Annotated in this window: 20 protein-coding genes; 15 read left to right on the top strand and 5 right to left on the bottom strand. The window is 66.6% G+C overall.

From position 1 onward, the window contains the following. Window positions 1–40: 40 nt before the first annotated feature. Together R1H25_RS13270 and R1H25_RS13265 are read left to right on the top strand one after the other, a co-directional pair. Entirely contained in the window at window positions 41–1,813 is a 1,773-nt protein-coding gene (locus R1H25_RS13270) for a chloride channel protein (RefSeq protein WP_317223807.1), read from the top strand. Between the two features lie 101 nt (window positions 1,814–1,914). Next, on the top strand, window positions 1,915–2,631 hold the full coding sequence (locus tag R1H25_RS13265) for an MgtC/SapB family protein (protein WP_010485159.1): 717 nt from the start codon (window positions 1,915–1,917) through the stop codon (window positions 2,629–2,631). Window positions 2,632–2,646: 15 nt separating this feature from the next. On the opposite strand, the gene R1H25_RS13260 is transcribed toward R1H25_RS13265, so the two are convergent. Next, entirely contained in the window at window positions 2,647–3,054 is a 408-nt protein-coding gene (locus tag R1H25_RS13260; RefSeq protein ID WP_088480824.1) for a MerR family transcriptional regulator, read from the bottom strand. Window positions 3,055–3,117: 63 nt separating this feature from the next. On the opposite strand from R1H25_RS13260, the gene R1H25_RS13255 reads away from it, so the two are divergent. Further along, window positions 3,118–3,945 carry a class I SAM-dependent methyltransferase gene (locus tag R1H25_RS13255; protein WP_317223806.1) on the top strand — a complete coding sequence of 276 codons (828 nt, stop codon included), beginning with the start codon at window positions 3,118–3,120 and terminating at the stop codon, window positions 3,943–3,945. Window positions 3,946–4,028: 83 nt separating this feature from the next. Here R1H25_RS13255 and R1H25_RS13250 read toward each other — a convergent pair whose 3' ends face one another. The 4 genes from R1H25_RS13250 to R1H25_RS13235 all read right to left on the bottom strand — a co-directional run bounded on the left by R1H25_RS13250 (window position 4,029) and on the right by R1H25_RS13235 (window position 11,651). Then, window positions 4,029–4,319, bottom strand: a complete 291-nt coding sequence (locus tag R1H25_RS13250; RefSeq protein ID WP_019659952.1) for a hypothetical protein — start codon at window positions 4,317–4,319, stop codon at window positions 4,029–4,031. A 121-nt stretch (window positions 4,320–4,440) separates the two neighbouring features. Then, a complete protein-coding gene (locus tag R1H25_RS13245) occupies window positions 4,441–5,277 on the bottom strand; it encodes an OmpA family protein (RefSeq protein ID WP_317223805.1) in 837 nt (278 codons plus the stop codon). Window positions 5,278–5,338: 61 nt separating this feature from the next. Beyond that, entirely contained in the window at window positions 5,339–10,435 is a 5,097-nt protein-coding gene (locus R1H25_RS13240) for a YadA-like family protein (protein ID WP_317223804.1), read from the bottom strand. A 235-nt stretch (window positions 10,436–10,670) separates the two neighbouring features. Then, window positions 10,671–11,651, bottom strand: coding sequence for a helix-turn-helix domain-containing protein (locus R1H25_RS13235; protein ID WP_049448371.1), 981 nt, complete (start codon window positions 11,649–11,651; stop codon window positions 10,671–10,673). Window positions 11,652–12,346: 695 nt separating this feature from the next. Between R1H25_RS13235 and R1H25_RS13230 the strand changes: the two genes are divergently transcribed. From R1H25_RS13230 to R1H25_RS13175, 12 genes are all read left to right on the top strand, one after another. Next, on the top strand, window positions 12,347–12,538 hold the full coding sequence (locus R1H25_RS13230; protein WP_049448369.1) for a Flp family type IVb pilin: 192 nt from the start codon (window positions 12,347–12,349) through the stop codon (window positions 12,536–12,538). 67 nt (window positions 12,539–12,605) lie between these two features. Then, window positions 12,606–13,151: a prepilin peptidase gene (locus tag R1H25_RS13225; RefSeq protein ID WP_049448367.1), complete on the top strand. Its 546-nt coding sequence runs from the start codon at window positions 12,606–12,608 to the stop codon at window positions 13,149–13,151. After that, window positions 13,148–13,624, top strand: coding sequence for a TadE/TadG family type IV pilus assembly protein (locus R1H25_RS13220; RefSeq protein ID WP_099589684.1), 477 nt, complete (start codon window positions 13,148–13,150; stop codon window positions 13,622–13,624). The genes R1H25_RS13225 and R1H25_RS13220 overlap by 4 nt, the downstream gene beginning before the upstream one ends. Before the next feature lie 23 nt (window positions 13,625–13,647). After that, window positions 13,648–14,682 (top strand): Flp pilus assembly protein CpaB, encoded by a 1,035-nt coding sequence (gene cpaB, locus R1H25_RS13215; protein ID WP_317223803.1) that lies wholly within the window; start codon window positions 13,648–13,650, stop codon window positions 14,680–14,682. Between the two features lie 17 nt (window positions 14,683–14,699). Then, window positions 14,700–16,058 carry a type II and III secretion system protein family protein gene (locus R1H25_RS13210; RefSeq protein WP_049448361.1) on the top strand — a complete coding sequence of 453 codons (1,359 nt, stop codon included), beginning with the start codon at window positions 14,700–14,702 and terminating at the stop codon, window positions 16,056–16,058. A 27-nt stretch (window positions 16,059–16,085) separates the two neighbouring features. Beyond that, window positions 16,086–17,342, top strand: a complete 1,257-nt coding sequence (locus R1H25_RS13205; RefSeq protein ID WP_057501690.1) for a fimbrial protein — start codon at window positions 16,086–16,088, stop codon at window positions 17,340–17,342. Continuing rightward, on the top strand, window positions 17,327–18,676 hold the full coding sequence (locus R1H25_RS13200; protein ID WP_049448358.1) for a CpaF family protein: 1,350 nt from the start codon (window positions 17,327–17,329) through the stop codon (window positions 18,674–18,676). The genes R1H25_RS13205 and R1H25_RS13200 overlap by 16 nt, the downstream gene beginning before the upstream one ends. Window positions 18,677–18,678: 2 nt before the next feature. Further along, window positions 18,679–19,635: a type II secretion system F family protein gene (locus R1H25_RS13195; protein ID WP_099589687.1), complete on the top strand. Its 957-nt coding sequence runs from the start codon at window positions 18,679–18,681 to the stop codon at window positions 19,633–19,635. 28 nt (window positions 19,636–19,663) lie between these two features. Beyond that, window positions 19,664–20,602: a type II secretion system F family protein gene (locus R1H25_RS13190; RefSeq protein WP_049448353.1), complete on the top strand. Its 939-nt coding sequence runs from the start codon at window positions 19,664–19,666 to the stop codon at window positions 20,600–20,602. Next, entirely contained in the window at window positions 20,602–21,474 is an 873-nt protein-coding gene (locus R1H25_RS13185) for a Flp pilus assembly protein TadD (protein WP_317223802.1), read from the top strand. Before R1H25_RS13190 ends, R1H25_RS13185 begins: the two co-directional genes overlap by 1 nt. After that, window positions 21,471–21,926: a DUF3613 domain-containing protein gene (locus tag R1H25_RS13180; RefSeq protein WP_317223801.1), complete on the top strand. Its 456-nt coding sequence runs from the start codon at window positions 21,471–21,473 to the stop codon at window positions 21,924–21,926. Before R1H25_RS13185 ends, R1H25_RS13180 begins: the two co-directional genes overlap by 4 nt. Before the next feature lie 8 nt (window positions 21,927–21,934). After that, window positions 21,935–24,085: a TadG family pilus assembly protein gene (locus tag R1H25_RS13175; protein ID WP_317223800.1), complete on the top strand. Its 2,151-nt coding sequence runs from the start codon at window positions 21,935–21,937 to the stop codon at window positions 24,083–24,085. Window position 24,086: the final 1 nt, after the last annotated feature.

Below are 24,086 nucleotides of genomic sequence, written 5' to 3'. Positions count from 1 at the left end.
GACGGTGGCGATCACGGTGGCGGCGTATCATGCCGCCACCATGTCACCGTCTGCTTTGCCATCGCGCCTGCATCTGGCCTTCCAGGGCCTGCGCCTGCGACTGCGCGGCAGCGACCTCTGGTTCATTGCACTTGCGCTGCTGGTCGGCCTGATCGCCGGCTACCTGACCCTGCTGCAGTCCGGCATCGCACGCTGGCTGCAGGGCACCCTGTACGGGCTGGATGAAGGCATGCGCCTGAGCTCCCTGCCCTCGCTGACCTGGACTGCGTTGCTGGTGCTGCCGCTGGGTGGCCTGCTGGTCGGGCTGGTCAGCCTGGCCGCGACCCGGCTCAAGCGCCCCCTGCTTGACGCGGTGGAAGCCAATGCCCTGCATGGCGGCCGTATGTCGATGCGCGACAACCTTATCGTTCTGACACAGACCCTGCTGTCCAATGGTTGCGGCGCCTCGGTCGGGCTGGAGGCTTCCTATACGCAGATGGGCGCCGGCAGCGGTTCGCAGCTGGGCCGGGTGATGCGCCTGCGCCGCAATGACGTGCGCATCCTCGTCGGCGCCGGTGCCGCCGGTGCCATCGCCGCCGCCTTCGGTGCGCCCTTGGCTGGTGCGTTCTATGCCTTCGAAATCGTCATTGGCGCCTACACCCCGGCCGCACTGGCGCCGGTGGCGGTTGCCGCACTGGCCGGCGCGTTCGTGGCCGACCAGGCCGGCATCGAGGCCTACCTGCTGCCTGCCGCCTCGACCATCGACGTGCGTGCAGCGGACTACGCCATCTACGGCCTGCTCGGCTGCTGCTGCGCGATGGTCGGTATTGTCATCATGCGCTTGATCGCGTCCATCGAAGGCACGGTCAAGCGCAGTCCGCTGCCGCTGTGGGGACGGCCGGTGGTGGGCGGCCTGCTGCTGATTCCGCTGGCCCTGGCCAGCCCACAGGTGCTGTCGTCCGGACATGGCGCGCTGCACCTGGACCTGACCACGCATCTGCCGCTTATCTGGATCGGCGGCCTGCTGACCCTGAAGTGCCTGGCCTCGGGCATCTCATTGGGCTTCGGCTTCCGGGGCGGCCTGTTCTTCGCCTCGCTGTTCATGGGCACCCTGGTCGGTGCGTTGTTCGCCGGCCTGCTGGCGATGGCCACCGGCGTGCCGGTGATCGACGCCACCTCGGCCGCGCTGGCCGGCATGGCGGCGCTGGCCGCGGCGGTGGTCGGCGCGCCGATGACCATGGCCATGCTGGTGCTGGAAGGCACCCATGACTTCCTGCTGACCAGCGTGGTGATGAGCGCGGTGCTGGTGTCCAGCACACTGGTACGGCAGTGGTTCGGCTATTCGTTCTCGACCTGGCGCATGCACCTGCGCGGCGAGACCATCAAGAGTGCCCGCGACGTGGGCTGGGTGCAGAACCTCAACGCCGGTCGGCTGATGCGCAAAGGCGTGGCCACCGCCCCGGCCGATCTCGATGCCGCCGCGTTCCGCCAGCGCTTCCCGCTGGGCTCGGGCAGCCGGGTGATCCTGATCGACAGCGAGGGCCATTACGCCGGCATCGTGCAGATTCCGCGTGTCTACGGCGACGGCGTGAAGCCGGAAACCACGATCGGCGAGCTGGCCGAGAACCGGGACGTGTCGCTGTCGCCAGCCGCGGACGTGGTCAGCGTGATGCAGCGCTTCGACCAGACCCAGGCCGACGAACTGGCCGTGGTCGCCGCCGACGGCCAGGTACTGGGCGTGGTTTCCGAAGCTTTCGTACGCAAGCGCTACGCCGAGGAACTGGACAAACGCCAGCGCGAACTGATGGGCGAGCGCGTCGACGACACCGACTGACCCCGAAAAAAGGGGACGGAGGGGATTAAGTCGTTTCTGACACTTTTGAAATTCACGCATGGTGTGGATCTCTTGTCACTTCGACGCGATAGACTCCGGCCATGCGTTTCATTGAAACCTTCCAGGCCGGCCCCTTCGCCGACACCGTAGTCAGCCTGCTGGCCGCCTTCGTGCTGGGCACGCTGATCGGCGCCGAGCGCCAGTACCGGCAACGCACGGCCGGCCTGCGCACCAACGTGCTGGTGGCAGTCGGCGCCGCTGCCTTCGTCGACCTGGGCATGCGCATCGCCGGCAGCGCCGAGGCAGTGCGGGTGATCTCCTACGTGGTCTCCGGGGTCGGCTTCCTCGGCGCCGGCGTGATCATGAAGGAAGGCATGAACGTGCGCGGCCTGAACACCGCCGCCACCCTGTGGTGCTCGGCAGCGGTGGGCAGCTGCACCGGCGCGGACATGCTGGCCGAAGGCGTGCTGCTGACCGTACTGATCATCGCCGGCAATACCCTGCTGCGGCCACTGGTGAATGCAATCAACCGCATCCCGATCAACGAGGCGGCGACCGAAGCCACCTACGAAGTGCGTCTGAGCGTGGATGCCGAAGCGGTCCCGCGGGTGCGCGAGCGGTTGGTCGATGCGCTGGAGGCGGCGCAGTATCCGGTTGGTGATGTGCAGTTGGTCGAGCATGCCGATGCGCCCACCGATGTGATCGCGGTGCTGGTCAGTACCGCCGTGAGTGCCGATGAGCTGGACGTGGTGCTGGCGCGGATGGAGCATGTGCCGGGCGTGCTGCATGCCACCTGGGAAGTCAGTACCCGCGATTGAACGGGCACCAGCAACTCACCTACCCGCCATGCGCTGCTGCGCGCGCAACAATTTCTGGAATGAACCGCACTGCCGCGCATCCTGCGCTTCCGGGCAGGCCGCCGCGCGTTGCAGGTGCCGGCGCACCCGCTGCAGCTGGGTGATCTGCCGCTGCAGCACATCAGCCTGTGCCAGCAGCGCCTTGCGGTCCAGCGAGATGCATCCATGCTGCGGCGGCAGCGATGCCCCGATCTGCTGCAGTGACAGCCCGGCCGCCTGGCCAAGACCGATCAGCGCCAGCCGTTCCAGCACCTGCTCGTCGTACTGCCGGCGCAGGCCGCGACGGCCCAGGGCCTGCAACAAGCCCAATTGTTCGTAGTAACGCAGGGTCGAGGCCGGCACGCCACTGCGCTTGACCACCTCGCCGATATCCAGTTCACGCACGGGCTTGACCTCAAGTGACCTTCAAGCGCCAACCTATGGGCGACTTCCCCGCAAGGCAAGACCATGACCAGCACACCCCCCGTTGATCAGAACACCCTGTGGAACGGCCCTGGCGGCCAGATCTGGGTCGCGCAGCAGGCCATTCTCGACGGCCTGTTCCAGCCCATGGCCGACCTGCTGGTGGCCGAGCTTCCACAGACCGTCACGCAGCTGCTGGATATCGGCTGCGGTACCGGCGCCAGCCTGCTGGCCGCCGCAGCGGCTCGCCCTGCCGCGCACTGCACCGGCCTGGACATCTCCGCGCCGATGCTGGCGATGGCCCATCAGCGTGCCGAGGCGGCAGGACTGGACGCAGACTTCATCGTCGCAGACGCGCAGCAGCATCCGCTTCCCTCCACGCACTTCGACTGGATCCAGTCGCGGCTGGGCGTGATGTTCTTCGAAGATACCGGTGCGGCCTTCGCCAACCTGCACCGCGCCGCGCGGCCCGGTGCCGGCCTGCGCTTCATCGCCTGGCGCAGCGCTGACGAGAATCCATTCATGACCACGGCCGAGCGCGCGATCGGCGATGCGCTGGAGCTTCCGCCGCGTGTACCCGGTGCCCCGGGACAGTTCGCCTTCGCCGATGGCCAACGCGTGCAGCGCCTGTTGCAGGCCGCCGGCTGGAAGGATGTGGAGGTGGTTGCGGTGGACCTTCCGTGTTCGATCGCACGCGATGCGCTGCCGACCTACGTGGGACAGCTGGGCCCACTTGGCTTGGCGCTGCGCAACCTGCCCGAAGAACGGGCCACCTCGCTCCGCAACACGGCGCTGGCGGCATTCAACCCATTCATCGAGGGCGACCGTGTGCGCGTCGATGCCGCCTGCTGGCTGGTGCGCGCCCGCGCCTAGAAAAAAAGGGGACGGAGGGGATTAAGTCGTTTCCGGCACAGCCGGGGCAAGAACGACTTAATCCCCTCCGTCCCCTTTTTCTTCTACAGCGCCTCGCCAGCGTCGGCCAGGCGCGATTCGATCAGCGCATACCACTGCTGCAGCACGTCGATCAGCATGTCCAGCTCGGCATCGGTGCGCTGCGCGCGGCCGCTGCGCAGGCAGGCCTGGGCTTCCTGCAGCTGGGCCAGGAACCCGGCCACGGTATCGGCCTGCAGGATCAGCCCCGGCAGGCGCCGCCCGGGAATGCGTACCACCGCATGATTGCCGAGCTGACCGTACACACTCAGTGTGGTTTCCGTCTTCATGGAAAGAGGCAGGAATTGGGCGTTCATCGCGTGCACCATGGAAAACCTGAGCCGCCGGCAGGCGTGATCAACGGGGGAGACGTAACCACGTCCTGCCGACGGTCAGGGGGGACTCGGGATGCCGGGGCGATGCCCCGGCGCAGGAAACTCAGCGCGGCTGCGCCACCCCGGCGATCTGCACCCGCCGGTTCGGTGCCAGGCAGGCGATCAGCTCGCGACGGTTGCGCTGGTCGCACTGCACGACCGGCTCCGCTGCACCACGCCCTTCTGCACTGATGCTGGCCGCAGGCACCCCGCCCTGCACCAGTGCGCTGCGCACGGCTTCGGCGCGGCGCTGCGACAGTGTCTGGTTGTAGCTGGCACTGCCGATACGGTCGGTATACCCGGTCACCCGGATCGATTGCACCTGCGCGGCCTCGCGTACCTGCGCCAGGATGCCCTGCACCGCCTGCTGGCCTTCAGCGCTGAGTACCGCACTGTCGAAGCCGAACAACGCATCGGCGGACAATCGCAGCGGCTGCTCCGGCAACGGTGCCGGTGCCGGTGGCGCCGGTGGCCGTGGCGGTTCGATCACCGCCGCGCACGATTCCGGCTTCCAGTAGCCCCCCTGGGCGACGCCCTTGCTGTCGAAGCGCACCTGGAACTGACAGGTGAAGTACTCCGCGCCCTGTGCGGTACGGAAGTTGAACAGGTAGTTCCACTCGCGCACGCCCCACATGCCTTCATTGAAATGCGGCGTGCCCAGCAGCGTGTACAGCTGGCGCTTGGTCATGCCCGGCGCGAAGCGGCGCAGGTCGGCGACGTCAGGATAGATGCCTTCCTTCAGCGAAGCCTTGGAGGCCTCCGGGAAGTGCACGGCGGTGGCTTCGGCAGGACCCTCGGCGGCCGGCGCATGGCTGCGGCAGGCGGCCAGCAGTCCCATCCCCAGGACCAGGCCCAGCATGGCGGCCATCTGGCCGCTACGGGCGATGCGATGCTGTTTCATGTCATTCCCCCTATGGACGTTTCCGCGCTGCCGGGCCGCGGTGGCGGCCCGGCGACGGCGATCACCACTGGATACCGGCACCGACGGCCACACCGGCCTCGCCACGGCTGTTGGTCGAACCGCTGAACTTGTAGATCCAGCGGCCACCCTCTGAGACACCGGAGATACCGACCGCCACACCAGACTCGCCGTTGTAGCTGCCGGCGGCGACCGAGGCCATGCTGCGGCCCGCTTCGCTGGGCTGCGGCAGGGCTGCGGTGGCCATCGCCGAAGCGATACCGGCCGAGGCGCGGTTGTCGGTCTTGCGCAGGTCGCGCTCGAAGCCGCCCATGCGCTCGTCGGTGTAGGCCTTGGACCAGTCCAGGGTCTGCGCCATGCCCGACTTCAACTGGTCCACGTTGACTGCGTCGGTACCGGCGGTGCCGGCGGCGACGTTGCGCACCGTGGTCGGACCGCTGCTGGTGCTGCCGAGGGTGACACTGTTGTAGTTGGTGGCACCGTTGGTAGTGGTGTCATAGCGGATCGTACCCTGCTGCGAGGCCTGCAGCTGGCGCACGTTGACCGCGTCGGTGGCCTGCGAGCCGTCGGCCACGTTGACCACCTGGCGTTCGGCACCGGCGGCACCGACCGAGACCGTGTTGGCCCGGTTCGCCACCGAACCCGCACCCAGCGCCACCGAGTTGTCGGCCTGCGCCTGCGAACCATTGCCCAGCGCGGTCGAGTTGGCACCGGCTGCGGTGGAGCCTGCACCACCGGCGGCCGAGTTGGCACCACTGGCGGACGGATCGGCCAGGTTGTTGGTGTTGTTGGCGCGGAAGCTGCCCGCCACGTTGGTGATGTTCTGGATCTTCTGGTCCGTGTAGGACTTGGACTGGTCAATGGCGTAGTTCACGCCGTTCTTGAGCTGGCCGACGTTGGTCGCATCGTGGTCGTCCGAGCCATCGGCAACGTGGGTGATCTTGCGCTCGCTGCCGGTGCTGCCGACCGAGACCTCACCTGCCGAGTTGCTGGCGCCGGTCTGGCCGTAGGCACCGGTGTACCCGCTCTGTGCACCGACGCTGGCCACTGAACCGGCACCCAGCGCCACGCTGTTGCCGGCACTGCTGCTGGCACCGTTGCCGACCGCCACACTGTTGGCACCGGCTGCACTGGCCTGAGGACCCACCGCCACCGCTTCCGCGCCAGCAGCCGTTGCAGCCGCCGCCGTCGAGTTCACCGCCAGGTAGGCACTGCCACCGCCACCGTTGGTGATACGCTGGTTGAGGACCTTCAGCGAGCCGTCCACCGCAGTGAAGGCGGCAGTGACATTGTTGTAGTCGCCGCTGGTGAAGGTGCCGTCGGTGGCGATGCTGGAGATGCTGAACTTCGGCGCGGTCCACACGTTGGTGGTGCCGTTGTAGGTGGTGGTGCCACCGAAGTAGTTGGCGATGGTGCTGTTCGTACTGAACAGCTGGTCGCCGGTGATGGCATCACTGCTGCCAGCCAGGATGCTGCCGGCGGCGACGTTGGTGATCTTCACCGCGCCGGTGCCGGTACCCGTCAGCGTCACGCTGTTGAGCACGTTGCCGCTGCCATCGACGTCGTACTTCACGGCCAGCTTGTCGATCTCGCCGGTCTGGTCAGCGACGTTGGCCAGCGAGTTGCTGACGGCATCGAAAGCGGTACCGACGTCGTTGTAGCTGCCCTTGCTGACGGTGCCGTTGGCGGCAACGTTGTTGATCGAGTAGGTCGGTGCGGTCAGCACGCCACTGGCGTTGACTGCTGCGCCACCGCCGAGATGGGTGGCCACTGCCTGGTTGGCCGCGAACAGCTGGGCACCATTGATGGCCTCGCTGCTGGTGGCACTCACCTGGCCCGGGCCCAGGTTGCGCAGCGTGGTGGCGGTGCCGGTCTGGCCCAGCGTGGCGCTGGCGTAGTTGACGCTGCCATCGCCGTTGAGGTCATAGCGCAGTGCACCCTGTTCCGATGCCTGCAGCTGGCCGACGTTGACCGCATCGGTGGCGGCCGTACCCGCGGCCATGTTGGTGACCTGACGCTCGGCACCGGCGGCACCGATGGACACGCTGTTGGCACGATCGGCCAGGCTGCCGGCACCAACCGCAATGCTGTTGGCAGCGGTGGCACGGGCATTGGTGCCGACTGCAATCGAGTCGGTGCCAGTGGCCAGCGCCTCGGTACCGGTCGAGTTCACCCGCAGGTACTTGGTGCCACCGTTGCGGATGTCGGTGATCTGCGTGTTGAGGTTGACCAGCGAGCCGTCGACCGCGGCGAAGGCATCGGTAGCGTTGTCATACAGGCCCTTGGCGATGGCGCCGCCGGTGGAGATGGTGCTGATCTCGAACAGCGGCGCGGTGAAGGCACCGCTGGCCGGATCAAACGCGGCGCGGCCACCGAAGAAGCTGGCGATGGCGGCGTTGGTACCAGCCAGCTGGCCACCGTTGACCGCCTCCAGGCTGCCTGCGGTGATCGCGCCGCCGGCCAGGTTGCCGATGGTGGTGGTGCCGGTGCCGGCGCCGAGCGTGACGCGACGATAGTTCGGATTACCTGCACCATCCAGGTCGTAGGTCACCGCTGCAGCCGCCACATCGTTGATGAGGCTGATCGCGCCCTTCAGCTGGACCACGTTGACTGCATCCGTATTGGCACTACCGGCAGCAACATTGGTGATCTGGCGCTCGCCACCACCTGCGGTGCCCACCGACACTTCACCGGCGGAGACCTGCGGTGCAGTCAGGCCGTAAGCACTGTAGCTGGCCTGCGCGCCACGCAGTGCGGCCGAGCGGTAGCCCAGTGCGACCGAGTTGGCCTGGTTGGAGGTGGCTTCAGCACCGAGCAGGGTCTGGCCGTTTGCGGTACCGACGGCACTGTCGCCGACGATCACCGAATGGCCCATGCGCGCAGCGTAGTCGGCGGTCGGTACACCGGTCGGGTTGCTCGGGTCGTTGACCCCATCACCCGGGAAGGCGACGTTGGCATCGACCTTCGGCAGTTCGTGCCGTGCATTGGCACCGATCACCACTTCCTTCGAACCGTTGGCGAAGGCGCCGTCCCCCATCAGCACCTGGTAGTCCTGCGCGGCATTGACCGCCCAGCACGAGATGTCTGCAAGGGCGATATCCAGGCACTTGGCGGCCCACGCGGGCGAGTCCTTCGGCAGCAACAGGCCCAGCAGGCCACCCGGATTGCCGTTGTTGATGTTGTAGATGTAGCTGTCGGAGGTGACGCCACCGATCAGGGTCAGGTGCGAGCTGCCACCGGTAGCGGCACCGCCCAGCCCGTTGAGGGTGCTGCCGACTGGCGACAGGTTGACCACCGGCAGGCCCAGCACATTGACCGTCGAGTAGGTCTGCATCACGTTGGCGTTGCTGAGCTTGAGGTTACCGTTGCTCAGGTAGCCGTTGCCACCGAACAGGCTGGTGGTGGTCGGGCCGATCAGCTGCCCGACATTGCCGACCAGGCCGCCAGTGCCGATGATCAACCCTGCATTCGGATCGGCCGGAGCCGGCGCCTTCGGGCTGGTCGGCGGAATCGCCGAGGGCTTGGTCAGGCCGAGGCCGCTCAGTGTGCCACCGACCAGGCCACCCACGGCGCTGCCCAGATTACCAATGGTACCGTTGAGGTTGCCGTTGAGCAGGTTGCCCACGGCGCTGCCGACGCTGCCGAGCGTGTTGCCCAACAGGCCGCCCAGGCCGCCCGTGCTGCCTCCGGTAGCGCCATTGAGTACACCGCCGACGGTGCTGCCCACCGCACCCACTGTATTGTTGAGCGTGCCGCCGACAGCGCTGCCAACCGAACCGACCGTGCCGTCCAATGCACCACCCACGGTGCCGCCAACTGCACCCACCGTGCCGACCGCACCGTTGAGCGCGCCGCCGACTGCACTGCCAACCGAACCGACCGTGCCGTTCAGTGCACCACCCACGGTGCCGCCAACCGCACCCACCGTGCCAACCGCGCCGTTGAGCGCGCCGCCGACTGCGCTGCCGACCGAACCGACCGTGCCGTTGAGCGCACCACCCACGGTGCCGCCAACTGCACCAACGGCGCCATTGAGCGTGCTGCCCACTGCGCCACCTACCGTTCCAACCGTGCCGTGCAAGGCGCCGCCGACCGCACCAACCGTGTTGCCTACGGTGCCATCAAGCACGCCACCCACGGCGCCACCTGCCGCGCCGACAACGCCGCCCACCAGGCCACCGACGCCCAGCGCGCTGTTCTGCGCTGCCGCGGTCGCTTGGCCGGCCAGCTTCAGATTGCGGTCGGCCACGACTTCCTGGCCATCCGGCGCCTGCACGCGCACTTTGCCGGCAACACCGGTATCGAAGGCTGCGGCGATCGCACGATCGTGGGTCTCGCCCGGCAGCTCCTCCTTGGCCGGCAGCGTGACCGCTGCCGTCGCCTTGACCTGTCCCTGACCGTCGATCTGGTGGCCCGCCAGCTTGAGCTGCGAATCCACCTTGCCGTCAACCGACGCCTTGAGGCCGGACAGCGAGCCCGCGGACGCGCCGGCAACATCGGCGGCCGCCTTGGCACCGGTATCGATCGAGGCCACCTGGGTACCGGCCACGCCAACCCTGGCCTTCGCCTGCGCATCCGCAGCCACACCAAGCGGCCCGTGCGCAGAAGGCGCAACGTTGGCCGCCAGCGATGCATCAATCTTCGCCACATTGGACGCTGCATGACCCAGCCCGACATTGGCCCGGACATCGGCCGCCAGCGCCGGAACGGCGACCTGCTTCGGCGCAGTGTTCGCATCGAGCTTCACCTGCACCGTCGCCGGCAGCACGTCGCGCACCACAGGCAGCGAGTTCGTACTCAGTTGCAGGCCGACACGCGCATCAGCGCTGATTGCCGTTGTGCTCTGCGCCTGACGCGAGGCGGCCGCCAATGCCACTTCAGCATCAACCTTGACCGGCATCGGCTGCGCGTACTTGGCTGCGAGCGCCTGCAGGTCACGCAGGGACTGATTGGATTCGGACGCTCCTGCATGCCCGCTGGCCAGCGCACACAGCAGGGCCAGGGCCAAGGCGGTGGGCATCAGCAGGGCACTGCGCGGATCACGGGCAGCGCTGCCGCCGCTGTCGCCGGTGGCCAGTTCCGAGGCCACAACCAGAGCATTGAGCTGGCGATTCCATACACGCCGGTAGATGCGGTTCATGAGCATTTCCCCCGTAGGCGAACAACTTGAATGTCAGTGGACTTGCCGTTAGGCAGGTGACTGACATTTCAGCGTTTGCAACGGCGGCTGCGCACTTCATTCCGGCACGGCAATCGCGCATTCCGGCAAATCCACGGTCGGAATCGGCAGCCCGTTATGCAGAAGCGGCAACCATATCGGCAAGCGGATATGCAATTCCGGCAGAAACGATCGGGAAACCCTTGTAGCGCTTGGGTCAGGCCGGCTGGCCGATCTGCGCGGGCGCGCGCATCAGCGTGTCGCGCGGCAGTTCACCGAAGACCTTGCGGTAGTTATCAGCGAAACGCGACAGGTCCCACAACCCACAGCTGAGGGCAATGGCCTTGACCGAGCGACGGCTGGAATCGGCCATCGACAGGCTCCGGCAGGCTGCGCACAGGCGCAGCATGGACAGGTAACGGTTGGGCGAGGTGCCGAACAGATCCTCGAAGGCGTAGCGCAGCCCACGCTCACTGACGCCAGCCGCATCGCAGATCTCATTCATATAGATATTGCGGCGCAGATTGAGCCGCATGAAATTCTCTGCCCGCTGCGCGATCAGATAATGGGTGCGCCGTGCACGACTGCATCCAGGCCGATCGGCTGCACCGGCACCGAGCAGGGCCTGCACGTGCTCGTGCAGCAGCTTCTCGGTTTCTTCCGGTTGCAGGCTCGCCCCCTGCCCCAGTTGCACGTGCAGTTGCTGGTAATGCTGTGCAAGAGGAGTGGTTTCGCTGGCGAGATTGAACAACGACAACGCCTGGCCTGCCGGCGGCGTACTGCGAAGGCTCAACTCGGTCAGTTTTCGCTGCACCCGCGCAACCGGCACCAGCATCAGCGTCATGTGCGTACCCGGACTCAGCGTGAACTCGCTGATGCCTTCCGGCATCACCGTCAACGCCATGCCGGGGGTAAGCGGTACTCCGTGGCACCAACTCAGCGTTTCATCCGTTGCATGCAGGTAGCCCAGCATCGCCCAGTCCGGCGGCAGCATGAAACGGCCACGACAATGGAATCCACAGCTGATGCTGCAGAACAAAGCCTCTTCATGCACGCGCGAAGCGAAGGCCGCCCGGGGCCCGTTGCCATCGAGCAGAAGCAGTTCGACATCGCACACACGAAGTACGCCGCTCAGCGTCGCCAGGTCGATCGACCGCAGGCCGCTTTCGTCGCTGTCTCCTACCCCACCATCGACCATGACAGTGTCGTCCCCCCGTTTATATCCGTCGTGCGATGCGACCCCCACTGCCTGACAGGGCACGCACCCCTCATGGAATTGCTTCCATCTCCGGGGCGAGCGATGCCGCCAACAACGTGCTCGCCCCATAAAGAAACACGAATACTTGAATGCGAGTATGCCCGATAATTTACGAGGATAAACATCCCTCGCTCCCGGAACAGGATGGATACAGACGTGAACGTAAAGTTGTCGCCCACGGCACGGTTTTCGCATGCGCAGGAATCTGGAATCACATTATCTGCACGTCGATGAATCGTTTTGCCAGGGAACGGATTTTCGTCACAGAAACGGACTGAAGTTTTAAGGCCCAACGACTTTCTGCCGAATTTGCATATAGGTTCCGGTTGCAGCTGGCCGCCATTCAGGCAAAGTCGATAACACGGTGATCCGGCCATCCAGCAATGGCCTCACCCAGGGGGACTGCATGACCATGCACGTATCGCTCGATGTTTCAACCACCGGCCCTTGGCCGCGGGGTCGTCATTGCGCGAACGACGTCCCGCCTGGAAACGATCACCCTGCTTGAGCACAGCGGGTCCATCCCGCCGTGCCTCCTCCGCCAGGATGCGCGGAGGCCCACGGACGATCCCGGCGGAGCCGGGCCACCGCCCAACAGGTGTCCTGTAGCAGACAGGTTGAGGGAGACAAAGGTCATGAACGCATCGATCCGCAAGTTCCTGAAGGAAGAAGACGGCGTAACCGCCCTTGAGTACGGGTTGCTGGCCGCGGTGATTGCCGGCGTCCTGATCGCGCTGGGCAGCACGCAGATCCAGACGTTCTTCAGCACGCTCTTCGAGAATCTCACCAAGCTTGCCAACAAGGCCTCGGGCACCACGCCTGCGTAAGCCGCGTCCCAGGTTGGATCAGGGACAGCAACTGCTGACCGTCCACTGACGGACGATGGAGTGTGTGATGACACTGCTGGGATTGTTGGCCATCGGTGTGTGCCTGCGGATCGCGATCAGCGATCTGTACGCCCGTCGGGTGCCCAATGCCTGGCTGCTGTCTGCATGCGCGATCACCGTTGTCCTGCTCATCGCCGGCCAGTTCAGTGCGCCGCGCCTGCCGTGGATTTCCCACGTTGCCGGCGCGGCGCTCGGCCTGGTCGCATTGCTGCCCTTCTATGCGCTGCGCTGGATGGGCGCCGGCGATGTGAAATTTTTTTCGGCACTGGGATTGATGCTTGGCTGGCAGGCGCTGCTGCCGATCTGGATCGCGGCCAGCATCGCAGCGGGGGTACATGCAGCGGTGGTGCTGGTGTCGCGCCGGCTGGGTCCAGTACTGCCCATTGGCCTGCAGGCCCAGATGATCCGGGCGAGTTCGCAATGGCATTCACACCCGGCGCTGCGCGGGATGCAAAGCGCTCGCCAGGGACGCCAAGGCATTCCCTACGCGGCCTACCTGGCAATGGCAGCCATCGGTTGGATCCTCTTCAGTACGTACGGAGGCCTGACATGAACATCCATCGTCCAAGGCTGCAACGGGGCGTGGTCAGCATTGAATTCGCGCTGATGCTGATGCTGGGCCTGCTGCCACTACTGCTGTTCACTTTCTCCGGCGTGATGATCATGGCGGCCCAGCAGACGCTGGCAACCGCCTCGGCCGAGGGTGCTCGCGCATCGCTGCGCTACGGCACTGCCAATGAACGCCGTACAGCGGCCTGTGTTGCCGCGCGTGGTTCGATGCAGTGGCTGCTGAACTTCTCGGGTCAGCCCGTCGACTGCAGCAATGGGGGAAGCAACGCCGTCACGGTATCCGCGCAGGCGCCCTGTGCCGGCCTCGCCACGGTCCAATGCATCACCGTGACGGTCAGCTACGACTATGCCAGCCACCCCTTCCTGCCCGGCACCGCCACGCTCTACAAGTGGGTGATGAAGGCTCCCATCCGCAGCGTCGCCGTCGCCCAGCTCGACCTCGGCAGCGGCAACTGACGAACACTCAAGGAGACGGTTCCATGCTCAAGTTGACCCGCATCGCCGCCGTCGCCCTGATCGCGCTGGCCGTGCTGCTGGCCGTGGTTGCCTTGATGATCGGACGCAGGTCGGCAGCGCCTGCCTCGGTTGCCCCTGTTGCGCACAGCGAGGCCCAGGCAATCACCGTGGTCGAAGCCGTGGCGCGCCTGCCGGCCGGCGAACCGATCAGCGCCAATGGTGTGCGCCTTGCACAGCGAAGCACGCCGGTTGCCGGTGCCGCCACCAGCATGTCCGCGGTCGTCGGCAAGGTGCCGGTGCAGGATATCGCTGAAGGCACGGCGATCAGTGCCGGCAGTCTCGCACAGGGCTTCTCGCTGCAGCTGCGCGCGGGCGAACGTGCGCTGGCCGTACCGGTCGACGAGCTGGTGGGTGCCGGCAACCGCATCCTGCCGGGTGACTTCGTCGACGTGTTCCTCAACCTTCGCAATGCCCAGCCTAACGTCAACAGCCCAGGCGAAGCCGCGCAGACCCGCCTGCTGCTGTCACGCCTGAGAGTGCTCAGCTATGGCCAGCAGGACATTGCCCCAGCCAGCGATGCTGCGGTAGCCAGCAGTGAGGCCGACACCCGCAACGATCCACGCGCCGCCGACATCACCGGTAGCAGCAACCAGAGCACAGGCAGCGAGGCCACCCAGCCCGCACGCAGCGCGGTACTGGCGGTACCGGTGGCCGATGCCAACCGCCTGCTGCTGGGTGCGCAGCAGGGCAAGCTGTTCCTGGCCCTGCGCAACCCTGCCGATTCCGGCCAGCCCGATCTGGCGCTGTTCCCGCAGGCACGCGGGGTGATCGATCCACTGCGTGGCCTGGATGCAGAACAGCAACTTGCGCTGCAACGGCCAGAAAATCACGCGTTCGCCGGCATCGACGGCGATGCACTGGCCGGTCGCAGCAGCACGCCCGCCCGCAACTACCCGGAAGCGCCCGCCCGCGCACCGGCGACGCGACGCAGCGCGCCACGCGCGCCGGGTATCGAGATCATCCGCGGTGACGGCTCCGCTCCCCGTGGTTCCCTATGACTGCATCGAGCGCATCCATGACCGAACGTCGCCACTGTCCACGTCCGTCCCCCCGCCAGCGCTGGCTGGCCCTGCTGCTGGTGCTGCTGGCACCGGCGACGAGCGTGGCTGCCGACGACCTGGTACTGCAGGCACGTGAGCAGCGCCCCTGGACCCTGCCGGGCGATCTGGAGCGGGTCGCCATTGCCGATCCGGGCGTAGCCGATATCGTGATGCTGCGCGGCCAGCGCCAGGCGCTGCTGGTCGGCAAGGCTCCGGGCACGACCACGTTGCTGCTCTGGCATCGCAAGCAGACCGAGCCACAGCGCCTGCAGGTACGGGTACAGAGTGCGGTACAGGGCGCCGCCGATGCAGGGGCGAACGGGCTGGTGTTCACCCAGCAGGACAACCAGGGCCTGCTGCAGGGGAGCACCGACAGTGTGCTGTCGCACATGCAGGAGCAGAAGCCCGCTGCCATGGCGCTGGGCAAGGACGGCATGCTCGCCGATGCCTCCACCGTCAACAGCGGCGGCGTGGTCCAGGTCGAGGTCAAGGTGGTCGAGTTCAACAAGACCGCGCTGAAGCAGATCGGCATCAGCTTCCAGAACCGGAATGGCAGCTTCGCCTATGGTTTCGCGCGGCCTGGCGGCCAGCTGCCGGGCAATACCGGCATCCTGCCAGGCATGAAGGAGGGCAACTCCGGCAATGAAGCCGAGTCGCCCATCTCGTCTGCGTTCCGCCTGGTGTTCGGCTCGACCAAGGGACTGTGGAACGCCGACGTGGACCTGCTGCAGAGCAACGGCATGGCCCGCGTGCTGGCCGAACCCACCCTGGTTGCGCTGTCCGGTCAGAGCGCCAGCTTCCTGGCCGGTGGCGAGCTGCCCATCCTGGAGCCACAGGGACTTGGCACCACCACCATTACCTACAAACCATTCGGCATCGGCCTGACCGTGACCCCGACGGTGTTGTCGCCCAACCGCATCGCGCTGAAGGTGGCGCCGGAAGCCAGCGATCTGGACTACAGCAATGCCATCGCGCTCAACGGCGTGCAGATTCCCTCGATCACCACCCGCCGCGCCGACACCACGGTCGAACTCGGCGACGGCGAGAGCTTCGTGATCGGCGGCCTGGTCAGCTCGAACGTCGTCTCCAACGTCGGCAAGATCCCCCTGCTGGGCGACCTGCCGATCATCGGCTCATTCTTCCGCAACTTCGACTACAAGCGCCAGGACAAGGAGCTGGTGATCATCGTTACGCCACGGCTGGTGCAGCCGTTGGCACGCAATACCGAGCTGCCGCTGCCTGGCGACCGCGAGGCCAAGCCGAACCTCCCCGAATGGGGCGCGTGGCTGCTTGGCCCGATCAGCCAGGACCCGGTACCCGGTTTCTCGCGCTGACTCCATGATGCCTGCGATACCACGCCCATGCCCTACGCCACCGCTCAGCCGCTGCATCCGCAAGGTCCACCGATGAACCTGGTCCTGTACGGAATGGATCGCGAACTGCTGCCCCGGCTGGCGGCAAAGCTGCCGCCGACCACCACCCTGCACTGGCAGGACAGCAGTGCGCCGACCTCCGCGCAGGACCTGCAACGCGGACCGCAGAGCCTGGTGCTGCTCGATTTCCGCCCAGAGCATGCGGCCGCGTCAAGCGTGCTTGCGCAGCAGCTGCAGCAGACCGAGCCGGATCTGATGCTGGTTGCGGTCGGCGCCACCAGTCCCGGCCAGGTGGAAGGCGTGGTGATGGCCCTGCGCGTGGGACTGCGTGATGTGCTGGACCTGGACAGCGACAATACCGGCATCGAAGCAGCGCTGCGCCGGGCGCTGTCGCCACGGCCAGCCGCCGCCGCACAACATGCGCACAAGGCACGCTTGATCGTACTGCTGGGCGTCCGCGCCGGCGTCGGCACCAGTACCCTGGCCGCACACCTGTCGGTGCTGGCACAACAGACACGCGCACTCGCCCAGGGCGAAGCGCTGCACCAGGACGGCCTGCTGATGGAGCTGGCGCAGCCCTCCGGGGATCTGGCGCTGTACCTCAACCTGGACAGCCGTTTCCACTACGAAGACGCGCTGCGCAATGCCAGCCGCATCGATGCCACCCTCGCCCGCACCGCAATGGCACGCCACGATTCGGGGCTGGTGCTGCTGGACCGCGCCAGCGGCAGCGATGCGGTGCCACCGTCCGATCCCGGCGCATTGCTGCAGCGCCTGCGCGGCGTGTTTGCCAGCGTGCTGTGTGATGCCGGTGGCTGTCCGTTGCGGCAGCTGCCACCGCTGCTGCTGGACCAGGCGGACGAAATCTGGCTGGTCATCGACGCGTCGATCGCCACGCTGGTGTCGCTCGACCAGGCCCTGAAGCATCTGGCCGGTCAACGCGAGCGCGAGAAGCGCCTGCAGCTGGTGATCAACCGCCACGACGACAGCAGCGGCATGAGCCCCGAACAGATCGCGCGCCGCTTCGAAGTACCGCTGCTGGCCACGCTGCCCGAACGTCCGCGTGTGCGCCTCGCTGCCAGCCAGGGCCACCTGCTGTTGCAGGATGCACCGCGCGACCCATACCTGCGTGCCCTCGCCCCGCTCGTCTCGCGCCTGGATCCGGCCGCCTGCCCGGTCCAGGCACAGGGACTGCGGGAAAGACTCTCCCTTGCCCTGGGTGGATCGCAATGGAAGACAAGGTAACCCCGTTCCCGCATGCCGCCACCCGCCCGGTGCTGCCCGACACCGCGCCGGCGCACGTGCCGTTCGCGCAGACCGAGCAGTACCAGAAGGTGCTGTCGGCGGCGCATGAGCACTTGCTCAACAGCATCGAGGACGAGCGCATCGACATCGACTCCTGGGCACCGGACACCATCGCCCGATGGGTGCAGGTGCAGACCGTGGGATTCATCCAGGAATGGCGAATCCCGATCAACGAGGAGGAGATGCAGGTGGTTGCCGAAGGTCTGGTCAAGGAACTGACCGGCTTCGGCCCGCTCGACGACCTGCTGCACGATCCGTCCATCGAAGACATCCTGATCAATGGCTTCAGGGACGTGCATGTCTCGCAGGGCGGCCAGCTCAAGCGCGCAACCCAACGCTTCACCGACGATACCCACCTGCTGCGCATCCTGCGCCGCATCCTGGCCCCGCTCGGGCGTCGCCTGGATGACTCCAATCCGATGGTTGACGCGCGCCTGCCCAACGGCGGCCGCCTCAACGCGATCATCTCGCCGCTGGCGGTGGACGGACCGATGGTGTCCATCCGCAAGTTCCGCAAGGATCCGTTCACGCCTGACGAGCTGCTGGCCAAGGGCACCTTCGACGCACCGATGCAGGCACTGCTGAAGGCGATGGTGCTGGGCCGCTGCAACATCCTGGTCTCCGGTGGCACCAGCTCCGGCAAAACCTCCCTGCTCAATGCACTGGCCAGCTACGTGCCCCCGAATGAGCGCGTGATCACCGTCGAGGACACGGCCGAACTGTCGCTCAACCATCCGCACGTGGTGCGGCTCGAGAGCCGCATCGGCGGTGCCGAAGGCCAGGGTGCGGTCAGCATCCGCGACCTGGTCCGCAACAGCCTGCGCATGCGCCCGGACCGCATCGTGGTCGGCGAGGTACGCGGTGCCGAGGTGCTGGAAATGCTGCAGGCGATGAACACCGGCCATGACGGATCGATGGCCACCATCCATGCCAACTCGCCGCGCGACTGCCTGTACCGCATCGAGATGCTGGCCGGCTTCGCCGGCTTCCAGGGCAGCGAGGACAGCCTGCGCCGGCAGATCGCCAGCGCCATCGATTTCATCGTGCAGATCTCTCGACTGGGCAGCGGCCGTCGTGTACTGGTCTCTATCACCGAGATCACCGGCGTCAGCGACAACCTGATCACCACTCAGGAAATGTTCCGCCACGAGCTGCAGATCGACGGCAATGGCAAAGAGACCGATCGCTGGATCGGGCTGGGCTTCCATCCGCACTCGCACAAACTGGAGCCGTTCCGCCAGCAGCTGCGCGAGTCGCTGTACGGAGACTTCTGAACATGGGCACCGGCCTGCTGCTGGGCGTGTTGAGCATCATCTCGGTGCTGCTGGCGCTGGCGGTCTGGCTGTGGGGTACGGCCAGCAGCCGCGAACAACGTCAGGCATCGCTGCAGCATGCCGAGCAGCAGCTCGCACGTGGAAGTGCAGGCAGTGGCGCACCTGCCGGGCCATCCATCGCCGCTGCCAACGATCCGGCGCGAACGGCCAGCGGTGCACGCCGCGTGCTGCCGCTGGATGGCCTGCTGCAGCGTGCGGGCCTGCAGACCGGCTGGAAGCTTCCGATCATGCTGCTGGTGCCTGGACTGGTGCTTTCGGTCGTAGCGATGCTGCGGCTCGGCACCGCATGGATGTTCCCGCTGACCTTGCTGCTGTACCTGCTGGGCTGCTGGCTGTGGGTGATGCGGCGCACCTCGAAACTGCGCGCCCAGCTGCTGCATATGCTTCCCGACTTCCTGGACAACCTGGTACGGCTGACCGCACTGGGCAACAGCCTGCAGGCGGCGTTCCAGGTCGCGTCGATGCAGACCAGCGCGCCGCTGCGCGGGCTGCTGGATACCACGGTACGCTACGCGCGCAGCGGGATGGACCTGGACAGGGCGCTGGCACTGGCCGCACAGCCCTACCGGATGGACGTACTGAAAGTACTGTCGGTGGTGATCGGCGTCAGCGTGCGCATCGGTGGCCGCTCCGACCAGATCCTGCAGCGCATGGGTGATTTCATGCGCGACCTGGAACAAGCCCAGCAGGAACTGGCCGCGACCACCTCCGAGACCCGCATGTCGGCCTGGGTCCTCGGCTTGCTGCCACCGGCCTGCGCTGTGCTGATGGCGATCGCCAGCCCGGACTTCTTCCAGCCGGTGCTGCATGACCCGCTCGGCCACAAGATCCTGCTGATTGCACTGGGCCTGGAGCTTGTCGGTGGCTTCCTGCTGTATCGCCTGGCCAAGTCGCTATGAACCACCCCCGCCCCTGCGGAGACGACCGATGAGCGCCAGCGCATGGTTCGCCCTCTCCCTGCTGGTGCTGGCCGCCGGTGTCGCCCTGCTCGGTATCGGCGGCTGGGTACGCAGCCATCGTGAGCACCGCACGTCAGCCACATTGAAGACGGCCCTGCAACCGCGGGAGGACGCCCGTGACAGCGAAACAGCGCCGCAGCGCGACTCTCTGGGCTGGCTGGAGCGTTTCGGCCGGGCGCTCAGCGGCGGTCGCCTCGAGGCCGCGTTGCTGACCAATGAAGACCGGCTGCTGCTGGACCTGGCCGGCTGGAACACCCGCCGCGGCACAGCCATCTACCTCGGCCTGCGCCTGCTGCTGGCCGTGCTGGTACTGGCCCTGGTGCTGACATTCAGCAGCGTCACAGGGCTGGCCAGGATCATGGTGATCATCGGCGCGCTGGCTGCCGGCCTGCTGCTGCCCAAGTTCATCCTGTCCGCCTGGGTGAAGCGACGCAGGCGCGCCGTCGAGAACGAATTGCCCCTGCTGATCGATCTGCTGCGCCTGCTGCAGGGCGTGGGCTTCAGCATGGACCAGAGCCTGCAGACGCTGGGCGACAAGCTGCGCGATGCACTGCCGGTCCTCGGTGGCGAACTGCAGGAGGCCAACGTCGCCTACACCCACGGCCGCACCCGCGCGCAGTCGCTGCGGCGCTTGAGCGAAGTCTATGCCTACGATGACCTGACCAGCCTGATGCAGTTGATCCTGCAGGTGCACGCACATGGCGGCGCGGTGCAGGAACCGCTACGGCAGTTCAGCATCCGGCTGCGCGAACAGCGCCGTAACACCCTGAAGGAAAAGGTCGGCAAGCTCTCGGTGAAGATGACCGTGGTGATGATGCTGACCCTGCTGCCAGCGCTGATGCTGGTCCTTGCCGGCCCGGCGCTGGTCGCGCTGGCCACCACCATGTCCAAGATGGGATCGCCCTGATGCCTGCCCTGCGCACCTCCTGCCTGCTGCTTGCCCTCGCCGCCGTCGCCAGCGGCTGCGCATCCACCACGCCGAAGTACCTGCGTGCGCCCAGCCTGGCCGCACCCGAACCGGCACCGCAGGACAGCCGCAATGCCTACCTGGAGCTGATCGCGCGCATGCAGCTGCAGGGTGCCTGGTATGCCTCGCTGGCCCATGTGGATGCCTTCCGCCAACGCTACGGCGATCCACCGGCGCTGCGTCTGCTGCAGGCCGACGCGCTGCGCGAAACCGGGCAGGCCGATGCGGCCATCGCCCTGTACCGTGATCTTTCCAGCGGCCCACAGGCGGCGGCCGCCGCGCACGGCCTGGGCCTGATCGCCGCACGTCGTGATGACGATGCAGGCAGTGAACAGGCACTGGCGCGGGCCACGCAGCTGCAGCCCTTGAATACCGACTATCTGGGCGACCTCGGCTACGCACGCCTGCGTGCCGGACAGTTCGATCAGGCACGTGAGCCGCTGGCCAAGGCCTTGGAGCTGTCCCCGGGCAACGCCAAGGCCACGGCCAACCTCGCCCTGTGGGCCGTGTTGCGCGGCGACACCGCCACCGCCCAGCGCCTGGCGCAGCAGGCCAGCCTCAACGAGGACACCCTGCGCAGCATCCAGCAGCAGGCCGCACAGATCCGCACCCGCCTGCAGCAACGACAGGCATCTGCAGCAGTGGCCGCCCCCGCGCCTGCCCACACCGTCGCTGCTCCCGCGGCCAGCGCTGCACGGCTGGCCGTCGAGCCGCGTCGCGAGACCCGCGACGAGCGCGACCCTCAGCGCCTGCCGCCTTCGATGCTGGAACGCTTCAGCACCTCCGATCACCCGAACGGGAACACACCATGACCGCGACGCCCCTGACCCGAGGCCTGCTGCCTGTGCTGGCCTGCCTGTTGATTGCCGGCGTCGCGCAGGCGCAGCAACAGCCGTTGACCGGGCAGATGCTCGGCGTCAGCGGCCCCGCACCGGCCTCACGACCGTTGCAGTCCGAGCCGCTGCCCACCGTGGATCTGTCCACGCCTGCACCGCCGGCACCCGCCGCGATGCCGGCGGCGATCGCCGCCACTGATGCCACCGCGCCGGTGGTCCGTTCTGTACGCAGCCAGATCGGCGATACCACCCGTGGCCTGTTCCGCCTGCAGGCTTCGGGGCAGCAGGCCGGGCAGCGCCTGCCGATCCTTGGCGACCAGGCCACGTTGAGCTATGCCCGCTACATCAAGAGTTTCGAACACGAGATCCCGGACTTCTTTGAAGCCGATGTCGCCAAGTCCAAGGGAACATCCTCATCCGGACGCTGAGGTAGGCCATGAAACGCCCACGCCAGTTCAGTTTCAGCCGCGCACGCGGCGGCATGTCGGTCACCATGATGCTGGTCATGCTGGCGTTGCTGGCGATGCTGGGTCTGATTGAAATCGGCTATCTGTTCTGGGCCAAGCGCGATGCGCAGAAGGTTGCCGACCTGGCCGCTCTGGCCGGCGCGCAGCGACTGGAGTTGTGCACCTCGGACAACAGCGACAACAGTGCTGCCCGACAGAGCGCACTCACCCAGAACAGGTTTGCGGGGAGCCTGCAGATCCACTGCGGCAACTGGAGCGCCACACGCGCCACCGCGAACCGCTTCGTCACCACCGTCGATGCCGCCAACCCGCGCAATGCAGTACAGGTTGTCGCCGAGCGCAGCGTGCTTCCCTTCTTCGGCCAGAACACCAGCCTGCCGACCGTCAGCGCACAGGCTGTTGCCCGCCGGTCGGAGCCCACGGCAGTGTTCGCGGTGGGCTCGCAGCTGCTGCGCACCAACGGCAACTCGGTGCTGCTGTCGACACTGCGCATGATCGGCCTGGATGTCACCAATGCGACCGTGCTCTCCTATGACGGTCTGGCCCAGGCGAACATCACCCCGTCGGGCCTGCTCAAGGCGCTCAACATCCCGGTCGCCGCCAATCTCAGCGTGGCCGACTTCAACCGCCTGCTGTCGGTCAACAAGATCTCACTGGCACAGCTGGTCGATGCCACCGCCACCGTGGTCGGTCGCGATACCACCGTCGGCGTGCAGCTGCGCGCCCTGTCCGATCTGGTCGCCACCCAGTTGGACATCAACAAGCTCAACATCGTGCTGGGCAGCCAGTCCGGGGGTGGCGGTCTGTTCGCCGAGGTCGTTTCGCCGGATGGCACGGTCGGCAGCGCACTGGAAACCAAGGTCAACGTGCTCAACCTGATCAGCACCGCCATTTCCATCGCCAATGACGGCAATGGCGTTGCGGTGAAGGGGCTGGACCTGCTGGGGATCAACATCCAGGCCGGCGTGGTGGAGCCGCCCTCGATCGCCATCGGTGGCGTCGGCACGCGCGCGTACAACGCCCAGGTGCGCCTGCTGGTGGACGTGGACAGCAATAATCTGTTCGCACTTGGGCCGCTGCTGAATCTGCTCGGCACGCGCCTGCATCTGCCGCTGCATGTCGATGTCGCCAACGCGATGGGTACGCTGACCGGTATCCAGTGCGGCGCCAGTCCACCCAAGGCCACCATCCAGGTCGATTCGTCGGTGCTGCGCGCGTGTGTCGGCAATGTCGACCCGGCGCAACGCTTCTCCAAGAACAATGTCTGCGACGCCACCCTGAAGAACGAGCAGTTGCTGAAACTGCTCGGGCAACCCTTGATCAATGACAAGATCACCCTGCCCGCCCTGACCAGCTCGCAGAACCTGACGCTGGCCGCCGGCGAGACCGCATCGACCCGGATCAACCCGCTGGCAGTAGGCAACGCGGTGTCGGATCTGGTCAATGAACTGCTGCGCGTGCTGTCAGGCATGCTCAGTTCACCCAAGCAGGGCATGAGCGCCAACGACACGGCCAAGGCCCTGGCCGACCGTTATCTACTGGCGGCCTTTCCCAGTGGCGGGCGCTACAACGTCGATCAGGTCATCCCGTTGCTACGTGATGGTGACCCGGCACGGAACCTCGCGCCGCTGGGCAACTGGACGGTGAAGAATGGCGTGCCCAAGCCCTGCCTTCTGGGCCTGACCACCTGTTGGGAGGACGGTTCGGTGTGGACCGGCTACAAGACGACCGTCACCGGACAGGGGCTGGGCTTGCTCGACGGCCTGCTCGGCTCGCTGGTCGGCGGCCTGCTGATCAACCGCTGCGACAGCCTGCTCGGCAACCTGATCGACTACAACGGCTGTGTGCGCAACAACCTGGCGTCGTACATCCAGACCGCACCGGCCGGCTTCCTCGATGGTGCGGGGGGAACGGGCGTCACCAACCCCGGTGGCAGCGCCACCTGCAGTGGCCTCCTCTGTACCCTGTTGAATCCGATCCTCGCTGCGCTGAAGCCCGTCCTCAACAGCGTCGGCACCCTGCTGACCAACCTGCTGGCCAGCGTGCTGGGCCTGGAGCTGGGCCGCACCGACGTCAACGTGCAGTCGATCCAGTGCAGCGCGGCGCAGCTGGTCTACTGAC

This window comes from Stenotrophomonas veracruzanensis (genome assembly GCF_032911525.1).
GTDB classification, from domain to species: Bacteria; Pseudomonadota; Gammaproteobacteria; order Xanthomonadales; family Xanthomonadaceae; genus Stenotrophomonas; species Stenotrophomonas africana.
This window is presented reverse-complemented; position numbering and strand designations above follow the sequence as displayed.

Bases quoted from the DNA above. Each gene is read 5' to 3' on its own strand.
- R1H25_RS13270 (WP_317223807.1), top strand. From the start codon at position 41: ATGTCACCGTCTGCTTTGCCATCGCGCCTGCATCTGGCCTTCCAGGGC.
- R1H25_RS13265 (WP_010485159.1), top strand. From the start codon at position 1,915: ATGCGTTTCATTGAAACCTTCCAGGCCGGCCCCTTCGCCGACACCGTA.
- R1H25_RS13255 (WP_317223806.1), top strand. From the start codon at position 3,118: ATGACCAGCACACCCCCCGTTGATCAGAACACCCTGTGGAACGGCCCT.
- R1H25_RS13250 (WP_019659952.1), bottom strand. From the start codon at position 4,319: ATGAACGCCCAATTCCTGCCTCTTTCCATGAAGACGGAAACCACACTG.
- R1H25_RS13245 (WP_317223805.1), bottom strand. From the start codon at position 5,277: ATGAAACAGCATCGCATCGCCCGTAGCGGCCAGATGGCCGCCATGCTG.
- R1H25_RS13240 (WP_317223804.1), bottom strand. From the start codon at position 10,435: ATGAACCGCATCTACCGGCGTGTATGGAATCGCCAGCTCAATGCTCTG.
- R1H25_RS13235 (WP_049448371.1), bottom strand. From the start codon at position 11,651: ATGGTCGATGGTGGGGTAGGAGACAGCGACGAAAGCGGCCTGCGGTCG.
- R1H25_RS13230 (WP_049448369.1), top strand. From the start codon at position 12,347: ATGAACGCATCGATCCGCAAGTTCCTGAAGGAAGAAGACGGCGTAACC.
- R1H25_RS13225 (WP_049448367.1), top strand. From the start codon at position 12,606: ATGACACTGCTGGGATTGTTGGCCATCGGTGTGTGCCTGCGGATCGCG.
- R1H25_RS13220 (WP_099589684.1), top strand. From the start codon at position 13,148: ATGAACATCCATCGTCCAAGGCTGCAACGGGGCGTGGTCAGCATTGAA.
- cpaB (WP_317223803.1), top strand. From the start codon at position 13,648: ATGCTCAAGTTGACCCGCATCGCCGCCGTCGCCCTGATCGCGCTGGCC.
- R1H25_RS13210 (WP_049448361.1), top strand. From the start codon at position 14,700: ATGACCGAACGTCGCCACTGTCCACGTCCGTCCCCCCGCCAGCGCTGG.
- R1H25_RS13205 (WP_057501690.1), top strand. From the start codon at position 16,086: ATGCCCTACGCCACCGCTCAGCCGCTGCATCCGCAAGGTCCACCGATG.
- R1H25_RS13200 (WP_049448358.1), top strand. From the start codon at position 17,327: ATGGAAGACAAGGTAACCCCGTTCCCGCATGCCGCCACCCGCCCGGTG.
- R1H25_RS13195 (WP_099589687.1), top strand. From the start codon at position 18,679: ATGGGCACCGGCCTGCTGCTGGGCGTGTTGAGCATCATCTCGGTGCTG.
- R1H25_RS13190 (WP_049448353.1), top strand. From the start codon at position 19,664: ATGAGCGCCAGCGCATGGTTCGCCCTCTCCCTGCTGGTGCTGGCCGCC.
- R1H25_RS13185 (WP_317223802.1), top strand. From the start codon at position 20,602: ATGCCTGCCCTGCGCACCTCCTGCCTGCTGCTTGCCCTCGCCGCCGTC.
- R1H25_RS13180 (WP_317223801.1), top strand. From the start codon at position 21,471: ATGACCGCGACGCCCCTGACCCGAGGCCTGCTGCCTGTGCTGGCCTGC.
- R1H25_RS13175 (WP_317223800.1), top strand. From the start codon at position 21,935: ATGAAACGCCCACGCCAGTTCAGTTTCAGCCGCGCACGCGGCGGCATG.